This is a genomic window from Devosia nitrariae, assembly GCF_030160115.1.
In the GTDB taxonomy this organism is placed as follows: domain Bacteria; phylum Pseudomonadota; class Alphaproteobacteria; order Rhizobiales; family Devosiaceae; genus Devosia; species Devosia nitrariae.
In genome coordinates, this window is record NZ_BSNS01000007.1 from 381,779 (window position 1) to 394,335 (window position 12,557).

The following is a 12,557-nucleotide window of genomic DNA, read 5'->3' on the forward strand; positions in this document are numbered from 1 at the left end:
AATCTCCGCGATCATTTGGCACGGGCCTCTATTGAAAGGGCATAGGGGTCGGTCTCGAGCACGTTGAACGCCAGCTGCGGCGCATCCGGCCTGGTCTCGAAGCGGCCGACACCGCCGAAATTGAGATAAAGATCGAGCGTACCGGCAGCGAAGGTCCAGCGCGCATAGAGCGCCCTGTCGCCCGTGCGGCTGACTTTCACATCCTCGCGCCCGCTGGCGACGAGCGGCGTCGTATGCTCAGCGCGAAAGGCAAGGCACGCCCGCGTGGTCTCGCGCCAGTGCCGCGCGTCGGGAGTGTCGCCCCAGGTCAGCTTCGAAGCCTCGAACGTCTCCAGGGCAATCGGGTCCGGCACCTTGCCGGCCAACGCGGCAATTTCGGCGAACTCCTCGGCCCTGCCCTTGCGCACCATTTCGCCCAGTTCCCCCCCGTAGTCGGCAAAGAACAGGAACGGGGTGCGCGCCCCCTGCTCCTCGCCCATGAAGATCATCGGGATATAGGGGCAGACCAGGAGCAGAGCGAAGGCGATCTCAACGGCCGCGGGATCGGCAAGCGAGACCAGCCTCTCGCCAAGGGCCCGGTTGCCGACCTGATCGTGGGTCTGGGTCGCGTTGACGAAGGCGGTGGGGGCAAGGTGACTGGATGGCGCCCCGCGCGCACTCTTGCGCCGCGGTCGATCCTGGCCTTCCTCGATGTGTCCGCGCTCGAGGGCAAGGCAAAGGTCGCCGATAGGATCGACCGCAAAGCTTGCATAATACCCCCCGGACTCACCGGTCAGTGCGGTGTGCACGGCGTGGTGAAAATCATCGTTCCAGCTCGCGTCGTACTTGCCGCTTTCGCGCAGCCCAGGCTCGTTGCGCTCGTCCTCGACCACGAGATGAAGGGGACGGCCGGCATCGAGACCGCGCACCGCGTGCGACAACTCATCAAAGAACCGGTCCGAGCCGGGGCCGGTGATCTGGTGCACGGCGTCGAGCCGCAGGCCGTCGAGACGATAGTCCTCGATCCACATCAGCGCGCAGTCGATCCAGAATCTGCGCACCGCCTCCCGGTTGAAATTGATTGCCGCGCCCCAGGGCGTGTGGCGGTCGTCGTCGAAGAACTCGGGCGCCAGCCGGTGGATGTAGGCGCCGTCGGGGCCGAAATGGTTCATAACCACGTCGAGCAGCACCATCAGGCCAAGCTCGTGCGCGCGTTCGACGAACGCCTTGAAATCGTCCGGCGTGCCATAGGCCGGATGCGGGGCGAAGGGCAGCACGCCGTCATAGCCCCATCCCCGCCTTCCCGACCACTGGCCGACGGGCATGATCTCGAGCGCCGTGATGCCGAGCTCGGCGAGCCGGTCGAGCTTTGCCGCTGCCGCGGCAAAGGTGCCCTCGGCCGTGAAGGTCCCCACATGCATCTCGTAGATCACGGCCTCGTGCCAGGGTCGGCCGGTCCAGGGCACGCCCCAGGCGTAGGTGTCGTGGTCGACGAGGACGGACGGGCCATGGACATCGTCGTGTTGCAGGCGGCTTGCTGGGTCGGGGATTCGGTCACCATCGACATGGATGGAGTAGGGCGTTCCGGCGGGCGCCTCCAACCTGCCCGTCCAAAAGCCTCGTTGCTCTTTCTGAAGCGCGATCTGCTGCTGACCAAGCTCGATCGCAACATGCTTGGCCCCAGGTGCCCACATGCCCATTGACCAGCTCTCCGGCCCGGTCGGTCGGGCCCCCCAATGAAATTCCATCACCTAGCTCGCCCAGTGAATGCTGCTGAACGAGGAAGATGCGATGCCCGTTCCGTAAGGCGCGGCGGCACGACATGCAGCAGCATCTGGAACTTTATCGGGTGGCGCGGGTAGGCGCGTCTTTGACCACGGGACATGAAAGGCTTATTTACCGGAGTGTGTTCGGCCGGATAGCTCCATGTTCCTAGTTCGCATTGCCAGAAAGCTCCTGCTGCCCTCCGCTGCCGCAACTGAGCCCAGCGGCACGCAGTTCGGCGCTATCCCCTACCGGATCGTCGATGGCCATGTCGTCTTCCTGATGATCACCTCGCGGCGCAGCGCCAACTGGGTGTTCCCCAAGGGATCGGCGATGAAGGGCCTGACGCCGTGGGAGACAGCGGCCGAGGAAGCCTTCGAGGAAGCTGGCGTGCGCGGAGAGATCGAGCCCGAGCCCGTCGGCAGCTATCTGCACCCGCGCAACGACGATCCCTCCGGCCTCGTCAGGATCGAGCTCTACCCGCTCCTGGTGACCGAGCAGCTCGATGACTGGCGCGAGGAGCCGCAGCGCTTCCGCCACTGGGCCCTGCTCCCGCAGGTCCGGCGTCTGCTCGCCAGCAAGGAGGCCGCAAGGGTCGCAAGCGACCTCCACCGACGCATCGTTGTGAGTAGCTATCCGCCGGGAAGCAGCCGCATCAGCGCATAGAGCAGCCCCGCCACCAGCGCGGAAGCCGGCACGGTGATGATCCAGGCCGTGCCGATGGTCAGGGCGTGCCGGCGGCGCACGAGCCTGCGTTTGTCGCGCCCCTTGAGCTGTTTGACGGCCTCTTCGGCAGTCCGGTTGAACTGATCGCTACGCGCTTCGGCGACCTTCACCTTGAGGGGCGGATTCCGGATAATTTCGTTGGAGTGGTACTCGCGCAGCAGGCCCACGCCGAAGATCGCCCCGACCGCTACATGGGTCGAGGAGATCGGCAGACCCAGCGCCGAAGCGATGAGCACGGTGACGGCTGCGGAGAGGGCGACACAATAGGCGCGCACCTCGTTCATCTTGGTGATCTTCTCGCCCACCACGCGGATGAGACGCGGCCCGAACAGCGCAAGGCCCACGGCAATACCTATGGCGCCGATGCCTAGGACCCAGAGCGGCAGCGGCACCTGATCGGGGCTGGCCACGCCCGCATTCGCTGCCGCCACGATGGCGGCCAGCGGCCCGACGGCATTGGCCACGTCATTGGCCCCATGCGCGAAGGAGAGGAGAGCGGTGGCCAGGATTAGCGGCAGACGGAAGAGCCCGCTGACGTGCTTGACGCGGTTCTCGAGTCCGGGCACTCGCCGGCCGACCCACGGGACGGCCGCCGCATAGCCGGCAACGCCGGCCACTACGCCGAGGCCGACAACCATCGGCAGGTCCGGCTTCCACACGCGCGAAAGGCCTTTGGCGGCCAGGTACATGGCAAAGACGCCGGTCATCAGGGCAACGAAGATCGGCACCCATCGCCGCGCGGCCCCGAGCTTGTCCGCCTTGTCGAGAATGGTGAAATGGGCAACCGCCAGCAGCGCCGAAGCGAGCACGCCACCCATCATTGGAGATACGATCCAGGACAGCACGATCGTGCCGATCACCGGCCAGGCCACCACCGAAAAGCCCGCTGCGGCAATGCCCGCGCCCACGACGCCGCCAACCACCGAATGCGTGGTGGAAACCGGCGCATTGAGGACCGTGGCGATATGGATCCACATGGCTGAAGCCAGCGACGCCGCACTCATCACCAGGATGAAATCGCGTGTGCTGATGTCGAGGTCCGACGAAAGCAATTTGCTCGACACGGTCGTGACCACGTCGCCACCCGCCAGCAATGCGCCTGCCGCCTCGCAAATGGCGGCAATGATCAGCGCACCGGCCATGGTCAACGCCCTACCGCCGACCGCCGGGCCCATATTGTTGGCCACGTCGTTGGCGCCGACATTGAGCGCCATATAGGCCGAGATCACCGCGGCGATGACGACGAGGTAGGAGAACGGCCCGCCCGGTATGGAGAACAGCACCGCCATCAGCACGGCCAGGATGAACAGGGCGGCAAGCCCCGGCGCTGCGAGCTTCAGTGAAAGGTCGTGCATCGCCGTTTCCAGGCGGACGACCTTCTTGAGGTCCTTGTCGAGCACGCTCTTGTTCATGAAAACGGGCTTTTGTTTCGATGCGGTGCGTCAGCTCATAGCGATTTCCGCTGGCAAGGCCAGCAACTGGCCAACGCCTGGATGCGCAATTGGGTTTATCCACGGGAATCAGCAATGAATCGGCTCGGCGCCGCCGCGGTTCTGCTGTTGGCCGTGGTCGACGGAGAAGGCGTTTCCCTGGGCATGCAGATAGCGACCGGCGAATTTCCGCAAAGTGCGGCCTCAGGGAACCCCACAGAGCTCGCCCCGTTCTCGTGACCAAGCATCACACCGGTCCTTCCTTGAGGCGACTGCCTTATCCAGATGCGCAACCTGCCGGCGCGCGTCATAGGGAGCTGTGCGGAAAGGACCTATTAAAACGGTTGGTTAGCCGCCAGTCCTGGAGCCGGCTCGGAGTTGATCGCCATGGATATCAGCAGAACCAGCGACGTTTGGTGGAAGAACGCCGTGTTCTACTGCCTGGATGTCGAGACGTATCGTGACGGCAACGGTGACGGGATCGGCGATTTCGTCGGTCTGGCGCAGCAGATCGACTATCTGGCAGGGCTGGGCGTGACCTGCATCTGGCTGATGCCTTTCTACCCGAGCAAGAACCACGACGATGGCTATGATATCATCGACTACTATGCGGTGGATCCGCGGCTCGGCACGCTAGGCGATTTCGTCGAGTTCGTGCGCACCGCACGTGACCGCGGCATCCGGGTGATCGCCGATCTGGTCGTCAACCACACCTCGCGCGAGCATCCTTGGTTTCAGGCAGCGCGTCAGGACCGTAACTCGCCGTACCGCGACTGGTATGTCTGGCGCGACGAGGTGCCGAAGGGTGGCACCGATGGCCTCGTCTTTCCGGACAAGGAAGACAGCAATTGGGAATGGGATGAGGCAGCCGGGCAGTACTACCTTCACCGCTTCTATAAGCACCAGCCCGATGTCAACATCGCCCATCCAAAGGTGCGCGAGGAGATCCGCAGGATCGTCGGCTTTTGGCTGGAAATCGGACTTTCCGGCTTCCGCGTCGACGCGGTGCCCTTTCTGCTCGAGACCGTGGGCATAACCAGTGAAATGAACATCGCCCCGCACGACTGGCTGCGCGAATTGCGCAGTTTTCTCGGGCGCAGGCGCGGCGACGCGATGCTCCTGGGAGAGGTGAATCTCGAATATGAGGAGGTGCGCCGCTTCTACGGCGGCGCGGGCGGCGATGAACTGCATATGTGCCTCAACTTCAACCTCAACCAGGCTTTTGCCCTGGCGATGGTGCGCGAGGACGCCGGGGCGCTGGTCCATAGCCTGCGCGCCATGCCCAGCCTGCCGCGCGATGCCGCCTGGGCCAACTTCGTGCGCAATCACGACGAGTGGTCGCTCGACAAGCTAACCGAGGCGGAGCGGCAGGAAATCTTCGGCGTCTTTGGGCCCAAGCCCGAGATGCAGCTCTTTGGCCGCGGCCTGCGCCGCCGGCTGCCGACGATGGTCGACGGCGATCCGGCTCGGATTCGCTTGGCCTATAGCCTGACCTTTTCCCTTCCCGGCGCGCCGGTTCTTTTCTATGGCGAGGAGATTGGCATGGCGGAAAACCTGAACATTCCCGGCCGTTTGAGCGTACGTGCACCCATGCAATGGTCCAACGAGCCAAATGGCGGATTCTCCAAGGCTCCGCCCGAGCAGTTGTGCCGGCGCGTTGTCGACGCGAGGAAGTGGGGGCCTGCCGCAGTCAATGTTGCCGATCAGAAACGTGATCCTGACTCTCTACTGAGCTGGATGGAGCGCCTAATTCGACACCGGCGGGAGACGCCCGAGATCGTCTTTGGCGACTGGAGCCTTGTCCCGGTCTCCGAACCGGCCATCCTGGCACTGCGCTATGACTGGAATGGGCAAAGCTCCATTGTTCTGCACAACCTGGCGGGCAAGCCTCAGAGGATCTTGTTCAGGTTGGGCCATACCCTCGAGAAAGGCGACCTGATCGACCTGTTTGGCGGGGACGGCATTTCCGTGAGCAGCGACGGATCGGCTTCTCTGACACTCGATCGTTATGGGTGTCGATGGCTGCGTATTCGGCGTGACGACGCACGCATGCATCAGTGATCTGTTGTCGCGAGCAAGGGTTCAGCGGCGATAGAGGCTGAGCCCTTGCTCGCGACAGACGGCCCTCACTCCTCCGTGTCGAGTTCGGCCGCCTCCAGCACGGAGATGAGTTCCGCCACTCGTCCGGACGGCATCGCACGCCCCTCGTTGACCAGCGCCTCATCGGCGCTGAACCAGGCCCATGCCTCAGCCAGGTCCTCTTCGGTTGCCCCGGTCCGGCTGATCTGTGCAGCGAGCACTTCATCGGTTGGACCGAGGATAGAAGTGATTTCGTCCAGTCGCACTGTCCTTCTCCCTTGCCGTTGTGCACCTGGGGTCGTCTCAAGATAGGTGCGCGAACACGCGGGGGAAAGGTTTTGTCCGGCTTTGGCCGATCAAAACATGCGCGGCTTAACCTGGATCAAACATGGTGCAACCGCCGACCACAGGCGCACGCCTGTGATCATGCAGGGTTTACCAACCCCTTGCTCAACTCCATCGTCATGTCGTCCGGCAGTTCGATCTCTGCCGCCGCAAGGTTCTCTCGCAGGTGCGCGGGAGACGAAGTGCCCGGTATCAAGAGGATGTTGGGTGAACGGTTGAGCAGCCAGGCGAGCGCGACCTGCATCGGCGTCGCCCCAAGCCTTGCGGCGATATCGGAGAGGGTTGCCGACTGCAGCGGCGTGAAGCCTCCCAGCGGGAAGAACGGCACATAGGCGATCCCGTCGCGGGCGAGATCGTCGATCAGCGTATCGTCGGCACGATGTACGAGGTTATAGTGGTTCTGGACGCACACGACCTCGCAGATCCGCCGCGCTTCGGCGACCTGTATCGGCGTCACATTGCTGAGCCCGATGTGACGCACCAGGCCCTGCCGCTGCAGATCCGCAAGCGCTGTCAGCGGTGCCTCGATCGACCCTTCCGCCGGGCCATGCGTGTCGAACATGATGCGCAGATTGACCACGTCGATGACATCGACCCCGAGATTCCCGAGGTTGTCGTGGACGGCGCTCGACAGTTCCTCGGGTGCGAAGGCGGGAAGCCATGACCCGTCCGCGCCGCGCCGCGCGCCGATCTTGGTGACGATCACGAGATCGTCGGGATAGGGCGCCAGTGCCTCACGGATCAGCCGGTTGGTGACGTGCGGGCCGTAGAAGTCGCTGGTGTCGATATGGTTGACGCCCGCCGCCACTGCTTCGCGCAGCACTGCCAGTGCCGCCTCGTGATCCTTGGGCGGGCCGAAGACGCCGGGCCCGGCAAGCTGCATGGCGCCATAGCCCAGGCGCTTCACGGTGCGGTCGCCGAGCTTGAAGGTTCCGGCCTTGTCGATGCTGGTCATGATCTTTCCCCTTTTCCAAACGCGGCAAAAATAGGCGTTGCTCGATTTGGGGATAACCGGATACAATTCGAACAGACTGTGCGGATTTCCGGACAATGAAAGCAGATCTTGGCGATCTGAATGCCTTCGTGGCAGTGGCGCGGGCGCGCGGCTTTCGCGACGCGGCGCGCCAGGCAAGCCTCAGCGCGTCAGGCCTGAGCGAGGCGGTGCGGCGCCTGGAAACTCAGCTCGGGGTGAGGCTTCTCAACCGCACCACCCGCAGCGTCGTGCCGACGGAAGCGGGCGCGCGTCTGCTCGAGCAGCTCCAACCAGCTTTGATCGAGGTGGAAGCCGCCCTCGATGTGGTCAACAGCTTTCGCGAGAGGCCCGTCGGGACGCTCCGGCTCAACGTTCCGGTGAGTGCAGCGCGGCTGGTGCTGCCGCGCATCGTCCCGCCATTCCTTGCCGCCTATCCCGATATCCGGCTGGAAGTAGCGACCGACGAGAGCTTCGTCGACGTCGTCGCCGCCGGGTGCGATGCCGGGATCCGTTACGAGGAGCGGCTGGAGCAGGATATGATCGCCGTGCCGATCGGGCCGCGCGTGCAAAGCTACGCCTTGGGCGCTTCACCCGTTTACCTTGACCGAAACGGCCGCCCCGAGCACCCGCGTGACCTCCTCCACCACGCGTGCCTGCGCCACCGCTTTCCGAGCGGGGTGATGCCGCCATGGGAATTCTCGCGCGACGGCGAGGTGCTGCGGATTGACGTCAACGGCCCGCTGATCGTCACCGCGGGCGGTGCAACCGACCTCGCCGTCGATGCGGCCATCGCCGGCCTCGGTGTCGTCGGCCTGTTCGAGGATTGGCTGCGCCCGCATTTCGACAGCGGCGCCCTGGAGCCGGTGGTCGAACCCTGGTGGGAGCGCTTCTCAGGACCCTTCCTCTACTACCCCGGCCGCCGCCTCGTTCCCGCTCCGCTGCGGGCGTTCATCGATTTTATCCAGGCCCATCCCGGCTGAATTCGGAAAGGGCACGCCTGATCGCACTGCGTTACCACACATCCCCGTCGCGCCAATCGCAGGTGAGGTCGCCGAAAAGGTCGACCTCGACAACCGGAAGAACAAAAATACCCGCATCCTCCTCCTGCGTCCGCTCGACGCCAAAAGGCGTCAACGCGAATGTGCGCCCCTGCCAGCGCTGCCAACCATGCGCCGCATAAAATCTCAGACCGTCGTCCGATGCACTGAGAGCGCCAAGCGCGTAGGCACCCTGCACGACGTCGCCCAAGGCTCGGATGATCGCCCCACCGATGCCTTGCCGGCGCCGGTCGGCGCGTACCGCCATGGCTTCGAGGTAACCTGTCCGTAACGCAAGCGGCTCGGTCGGACCGCCCGCTGCCCGCCATGTGTGGATAAGCCGACGCTGCACCAGCGAGCCGTGGCCGATGAGCTGGCCATCCTCCCAGACGAGAGCGTGCACGCCACCGAGGGTATGGTCCCAGTCCTCTTCGCTGAACTGCCCGTCGAACGTTTCTTCGAGAAGCCTGCGGATCGTGAACAGCGTCTCCTTCGACAGCTGCCAGGTGTGGAGCAGGTCGACTGCCGGAAGACCTTCTACCGGGCCTTCTCGCATAACGCCTGGCTGGTTTTGGCTGGTGTGAGCTGGTGTCATCCCGGTCCGCGTAGATCACGCATTTGAGCTGAATTCGTAGACCAGCCAGTTCTCCCCGTCGAACTGCCGGTTGAATGTCGCCGCGTCGCGGTCAGCCAGCGCCCTGGCCCAGAACGCGTTGGCGCCCTCGTTCCTATCGATCACCCCGATATGCCATCGTCCATGGTGCCGGCGCAGGATATCCGCAAATGCTGCCCTTCCGACACCCTGGCCACGATAGGCCTTGAGCACGAAGAACTCCGCCATGAAGAAGCACGGCGCGGCCGATGTGACCGGGCAGGAGTCGATGACCAGCGCAAACCCGGCAAGCTCGTCATCGACCAAGACCAGGTAAGGGTACTGCCAGAAGCGGTCGAGATAATCATATTCAAATTTCCCGTCCCGCCCGACCGGAAACGGCAACTCCGCGGTCATGTCGTAGAGATAGAGCTGGATGAGATTGGCGACGACCGGCTTGTCCTCGGCTGTTGCGGCGACAATCAACACTGTCGGGGCTGGTCTGCCTGTTTGTTCCGTCGGCATCATCGAAATGTGTCTTCCAAACTTGGCTCGGGCTCCCGGAGACTTTCACCCACCACCTTCGAGCACAAGAGTGAGTGGAAAGCGCTGATGCGCGAATAGTGGCTTTGCCAGAGGCGGCAATTTTGCTATTTGCCACAGCGTGGTCCCGTAGCTCAGCTGGATAGAGCACAGGATTCCTAATCCTGGGGTCACGCGTTCGAATCGCGTCGGGATCACCACTCCCCACCAAACGCTCTGCAAAGCACCCGAGTGGGCGGGGATTCAGCTTTTCTTGAGGGATGCGCTATAGGTCGACTGCGGGGGCCGAGTTCGCTGTGCCAACCTTTAAAGGAAGACGAATGACCGACCCCAACTTCACCCGCCGCGCCATTCGCCCGCTGTCGGCCATCGCCGCCGCGGCCGCGCTCTCGGCGGTTCTTGCCGCCTGCAGCGCCTTTTCGGGCGGCGGGACGCCGGAGGCGCTGCCTGTGGGACTCTCGGCCCGCATGGACCAGCCCGGCGCCAGCCTCGACCGGGCGCAGGCGCTCGGCCTCGTCAACGCCTATCGCGCCACCGTCGGCGCCCCGGCGCTCACCGCCGATGCCGCCCTCGATGCGCAGGCGCAGGAGCTCGCCAACCAGTATGCCGCGAGCGGCAGCACGCCGCGTACGCCCCAGGGCCTGGCGGCGATGCGCACCAGTGCCGGCTATGCAACCTTCGCCGAGACCTTTTCGGGCTGGCGCAACAGCCCGCCGGACGCTGCCGCGCTCGCCACGGCCAATGCACAGCGGGCCGGCATCGCCGTTGCCGCCAACCCCGCCTCGACATATGGTGTCCACTGGGTGCTGGTGCTTGGTCAGTGATCCGGAGATTCTCGATGCCAGGGGGCAGAAATGCCCCCTGCCGGTGCTGCGCATGGAAAAGCGCCTGACAGTGCTCGCTCCGGGCGCTGAGCTTGTCGTACTCGCCACCGACCCCATCGCCAAGATCGACATCCCCCTCTATTGCCGGCAGAACGGCCACGCCGTGACGCTCGCCGAGGAGGCGGGCGTCATGCGCTTCGCCATCGTCAGGAATGGCGCGGAGCGGTAGCTTGCACTCTTGCAGCTGTTTAGAAGTTGGGTCGCGGGCGCGGAAACGGAATGCCTGCGGTCGCAGGCGTTGCCGAAAGCCCCGGCCGCAGCTCCGCCTCGGCAACCTCGGCGGGCACGCCCGTGGCGATGGTCATCGGCATGTGCTCGGGACGCGGACGTGGCAGGGGAATACCCGTGCGCAACCGCCCGAGGTCGACCGCCGCATAGCTGTGCGCGGTAACAGCGTCGGTGAGGTAGCTCGGCTGGCCATCGAGTCCCATGGGAAAGGCGGCCTCCTGGGCGGCAACATAGTCCTTGGCCCGTGCCCCGCAGATCATCGGGCGCATGTCGACAGGAACCGCACCCGTCCGGTTGGTGAGCGCCAGCAGGTTCTGCCCGGTGCGTGCCGCGTTGCCCGAAAGCCCACGCAGCACCAGTTCCGCGGTACGCTCGTTACGCTCGCGCGCCGAGGAGGCGCCAAGCACCACCGCCAGCAGCCGCCGGCCGTTGCGCTCGACGGTCGCGACGATATTGAGGCCCGACGAACACACATAGCCGGTCTTCATACCGGTGGTGCCGACGAACTTGGTCAGGAGCTCGTTCTGCGACTCATAGACGTGTTTACCGACGGTGACCTCCTCGGTGGCGAAGATCGGCCCATACTGCGGATAGGACTGCTGGATATAGAGCGAGAGGACGGCAAGGTCCCGCGCCGAGGTGACCTGGGCGGCATGGTGTAATCCGTGCGGGTTGACGAAATGCGTCGCCGAAAGCCCCATGCGTCGGGCTGCGTCGTTCATCAGGGTTACGAACTCGGCCTCCGATCCGCCGACCGTCTCGGCGACGGCCACCGCCATGTCGTTGGCCGACTTGACGAGGAGGATATAGAGCGCGTCCTTCAAAGAGACGGCGCTGTCGACCAGCAGGCCCGATTTGCTTGGCGGCTGGTTGACCGCATTCCCCGAGAGAACGACGGGTGTGTCGAGGGTGACGGTGCCGAGACCGATCTGCTCGAAGACGACGAACGCCGTCATCAGCTTGGTCAGCGACGCCGGATGCCAGGGCTGGCCGGCATCCTGCGCCTCCAGGACCTCGAGCGTCTCCATGTCGACGAGCAGCAGCGGATTGGCCGAGGCGGCCGGCACGAGACCGGCGAACGAAATAAGGGCAAAGAGGAAGGCGAGGCCGAGGCGCCGGGCGAAATGCACGAGTCTGGGTCTCCGAATGGCAAGAGGGGACGAGCGGAAGTCTTACCAGCCGATGAACGCGGCCTCAATGTGGCGGGCTGTCCGCGACAGGCATTTTTGAACAGCTCAAGTTAGTTCCGGCAGGCCAAGCGCCGTGCGCCAGCGATGGAAGAGCGTCCGGCGCGGCTCGGGCAGCGGGTCGGCGAGCACGACGACTGTTCCCATCCCGTCGATGCGGAACCGCCGGTAGTCCTGCCGCAGGGTGCACCAGGCCACCAGCACCTGCCGCTCCTCATAATAGCCGAGCGCCACGGGATAGACGACGCGCCGGCTGGCAACGCCCTTGAGGTCGCAATAGGCGATCTCCACCTGCCGCTCGGCGCGCAGCGCCCGGCGCAGGTCTGCAAGGCGCGCGTCCTGCCCTTCCCCACCCCGCGGCGGCAGGGCGAAGAGCCCTATCGCCTCCATCTCGTCGCGCCGGCTCTCAGGCAGGATGGCCGAGACCTTGGCGAGCGCATCGCGGGCCGCCGCACCCATCTCGGCATCGCGCCCATAGATCTGCGTGCGCAGGCCAAGAACCAGCGCCTCGATCTCCTCGTTGGAAAACATCAGCGGCGGCAGGAAATAATCGGCGCGCAGCTGGAAGCCGAGCCCGGCCTCTCCGTCGATGGCCGCACCCATGGATTTGAGCGTCTCGATGTCGCGGTAGAGCGAGCGCAGCGATACGCCCGTCTCCTCGGCCAGCACCTGGCCGGTGGCCGGCCGCCGCCGGCGCCGCAGCGCCTGCATCAGGGCAAGAAGGCGTTCGGAACGCTTGGCCATAACTCATGCGCTGCTGACAAAAAATGGTCGCCTGCTGGCTTATCCT

The 12,557-nt window shown here is 64.7% G+C and carries 14 protein-coding genes and 1 tRNA gene; 7 read left to right on the forward strand and 8 right to left on the reverse strand.

Translation table 11 applies throughout. The features are described 5' to 3' along the window. Positions 1 to 11 precede the first annotated feature (11 nt). A complete protein-coding gene (gene treZ, locus QQK18_RS07040; protein ID WP_284339590.1) occupies positions 12 to 1,679 on the reverse strand; it encodes a malto-oligosyltrehalose trehalohydrolase in 1,668 nt (555 codons plus the stop codon). A gap of 226 nt (positions 1,680 to 1,905) precedes the next feature. Here treZ and QQK18_RS07045 point away from each other — a divergent pair, with 226 nt between their 5' ends. After that, positions 1,906 to 2,409, forward strand: a complete 504-nt coding sequence (locus QQK18_RS07045; RefSeq protein ID WP_284339591.1) for an NUDIX hydrolase — start codon at positions 1,906 to 1,908, stop codon at positions 2,407 to 2,409. On the opposite strand, the gene QQK18_RS07050 is transcribed toward QQK18_RS07045, so the two are convergent. Further along, a complete protein-coding gene (locus QQK18_RS07050; protein ID WP_284339592.1) occupies positions 2,376 to 3,881 on the reverse strand; it encodes an inorganic phosphate transporter in 1,506 nt (501 codons plus the stop codon). The genes QQK18_RS07045 and QQK18_RS07050 overlap by 34 nt on opposite strands. A gap of 114 nt (positions 3,882 to 3,995) precedes the next feature. On the opposite strand from QQK18_RS07050, the gene QQK18_RS07055 reads away from it, so the two are divergent. Together QQK18_RS07055 and QQK18_RS07060 are read left to right on the forward strand one after the other, a co-directional pair. Then, a complete protein-coding gene (locus QQK18_RS07055; RefSeq protein WP_284339593.1) occupies positions 3,996 to 4,139 on the forward strand; it encodes a hypothetical protein in 144 nt (47 codons plus the stop codon). Positions 4,140 to 4,286: 147 nt separating this feature from the next. Then, a complete protein-coding gene (locus QQK18_RS07060) occupies positions 4,287 to 5,960 on the forward strand; it encodes an alpha-amylase family protein (RefSeq protein ID WP_284339594.1) in 1,674 nt (557 codons plus the stop codon). A gap of 65 nt (positions 5,961 to 6,025) precedes the next feature. Here QQK18_RS07060 and QQK18_RS07065 read toward each other — a convergent pair whose 3' ends face one another. Together QQK18_RS07065 and QQK18_RS07070 are read right to left on the reverse strand one after the other, a co-directional pair. Continuing rightward, the gene (locus QQK18_RS07065; protein ID WP_284339595.1) at positions 6,026 to 6,244 is read right to left on the reverse strand and encodes a hypothetical protein; all 219 of its coding nucleotides are present in this window, start codon (positions 6,242 to 6,244) and stop codon (positions 6,026 to 6,028) included. Between the two features lie 158 nt (positions 6,245 to 6,402). Beyond that, a complete protein-coding gene (locus QQK18_RS07070; protein WP_284339596.1) occupies positions 6,403 to 7,278 on the reverse strand; it encodes an aldo/keto reductase family oxidoreductase in 876 nt (291 codons plus the stop codon). Positions 7,279 to 7,373: 95 nt separating this feature from the next. Between QQK18_RS07070 and QQK18_RS07075 the strand changes: the two genes are divergently transcribed. After that, positions 7,374 to 8,276, forward strand: coding sequence for a LysR family transcriptional regulator (locus QQK18_RS07075; RefSeq protein ID WP_284339597.1), 903 nt, complete (start codon positions 7,374 to 7,376; stop codon positions 8,274 to 8,276). A 31-nt stretch (positions 8,277 to 8,307) separates the two neighbouring features. Here the strand turns inward: QQK18_RS07075 and QQK18_RS07080 are convergent, their stop codons facing one another. Together QQK18_RS07080 and QQK18_RS07085 are read right to left on the reverse strand one after the other, a co-directional pair. Then, positions 8,308 to 8,928 (reverse strand): GNAT family N-acetyltransferase, encoded by a 621-nt coding sequence (locus tag QQK18_RS07080; RefSeq protein ID WP_284339598.1) that lies wholly within the window; start codon positions 8,926 to 8,928, stop codon positions 8,308 to 8,310. A 15-nt stretch (positions 8,929 to 8,943) separates the two neighbouring features. Next, positions 8,944 to 9,414 (reverse strand): GNAT family N-acetyltransferase, encoded by a 471-nt coding sequence (locus QQK18_RS07085; RefSeq protein ID WP_284339599.1) that lies wholly within the window; start codon positions 9,412 to 9,414, stop codon positions 8,944 to 8,946. Between the two features lie 177 nt (positions 9,415 to 9,591). Between QQK18_RS07085 and QQK18_RS07090 the strand changes: the two genes are divergently transcribed. The 3 genes from QQK18_RS07090 to QQK18_RS07100 all read left to right on the forward strand — a co-directional run bounded on the left by QQK18_RS07090 (position 9,592) and on the right by QQK18_RS07100 (position 10,521). Then, a tRNA-Arg gene (locus QQK18_RS07090) sits at positions 9,592 to 9,668 on the forward strand. Positions 9,669 to 9,788: 120 nt separating this feature from the next. After that, positions 9,789 to 10,292: a CAP domain-containing protein gene (locus QQK18_RS07095; protein ID WP_284339600.1), complete on the forward strand. Its 504-nt coding sequence runs from the start codon at positions 9,789 to 9,791 to the stop codon at positions 10,290 to 10,292. Further along, complete coding sequence (locus tag QQK18_RS07100; protein WP_284339601.1) at positions 10,282 to 10,521, forward strand: sulfurtransferase TusA family protein; 240 nt, start codon at positions 10,282 to 10,284, stop codon at positions 10,519 to 10,521. The genes QQK18_RS07095 and QQK18_RS07100 overlap by 11 nt, the downstream gene beginning before the upstream one ends. Positions 10,522 to 10,540: 19 nt before the next feature. Here QQK18_RS07100 and QQK18_RS07105 read toward each other — a convergent pair whose 3' ends face one another. Next, a complete protein-coding gene (locus QQK18_RS07105) occupies positions 10,541 to 11,710 on the reverse strand; it encodes a D-alanyl-D-alanine carboxypeptidase family protein (RefSeq protein WP_284339602.1) in 1,170 nt (389 codons plus the stop codon). A gap of 105 nt (positions 11,711 to 11,815) precedes the next feature. Further along, positions 11,816 to 12,511, reverse strand: a complete 696-nt coding sequence (locus QQK18_RS07110; protein WP_284339603.1) for a helix-turn-helix transcriptional regulator — start codon at positions 12,509 to 12,511, stop codon at positions 11,816 to 11,818. Positions 12,512 to 12,557 lie beyond the last annotated feature (46 nt).

Bases quoted from the DNA above. Each gene is read 5' to 3' on its own strand.
- QQK18_RS07070 (WP_284339596.1), bottom strand. From the start codon at position 7,278: ATGACCAGCATCGACAAGGCCGGAACCTTCAAGCTCGGCGACCGCACC.
- QQK18_RS07110 (WP_284339603.1), bottom strand. From the start codon at position 12,511: ATGGCCAAGCGTTCCGAACGCCTTCTTGCCCTGATGCAGGCGCTGCGG.
- QQK18_RS07055 (WP_284339593.1), top strand. From the start codon at position 3,996: ATGAATCGGCTCGGCGCCGCCGCGGTTCTGCTGTTGGCCGTGGTCGAC.
- QQK18_RS07075 (WP_284339597.1), top strand. From the start codon at position 7,374: ATGAAAGCAGATCTTGGCGATCTGAATGCCTTCGTGGCAGTGGCGCGG.
- QQK18_RS07050 (WP_284339592.1), bottom strand. From the start codon at position 3,881: ATGAACAAGAGCGTGCTCGACAAGGACCTCAAGAAGGTCGTCCGCCTG.
- QQK18_RS07095 (WP_284339600.1), top strand. From the start codon at position 9,789: ATGACCGACCCCAACTTCACCCGCCGCGCCATTCGCCCGCTGTCGGCC.
- QQK18_RS07045 (WP_284339591.1), top strand. From the start codon at position 1,906: ATGTTCCTAGTTCGCATTGCCAGAAAGCTCCTGCTGCCCTCCGCTGCC.
- treZ (WP_284339590.1), bottom strand. From the start codon at position 1,679: ATGGGCATGTGGGCACCTGGGGCCAAGCATGTTGCGATCGAGCTTGGT.
- QQK18_RS07080 (WP_284339598.1), bottom strand. From the start codon at position 8,928: ATGACACCAGCTCACACCAGCCAAAACCAGCCAGGCGTTATGCGAGAA.
- QQK18_RS07060 (WP_284339594.1), top strand. From the start codon at position 4,287: ATGGATATCAGCAGAACCAGCGACGTTTGGTGGAAGAACGCCGTGTTC.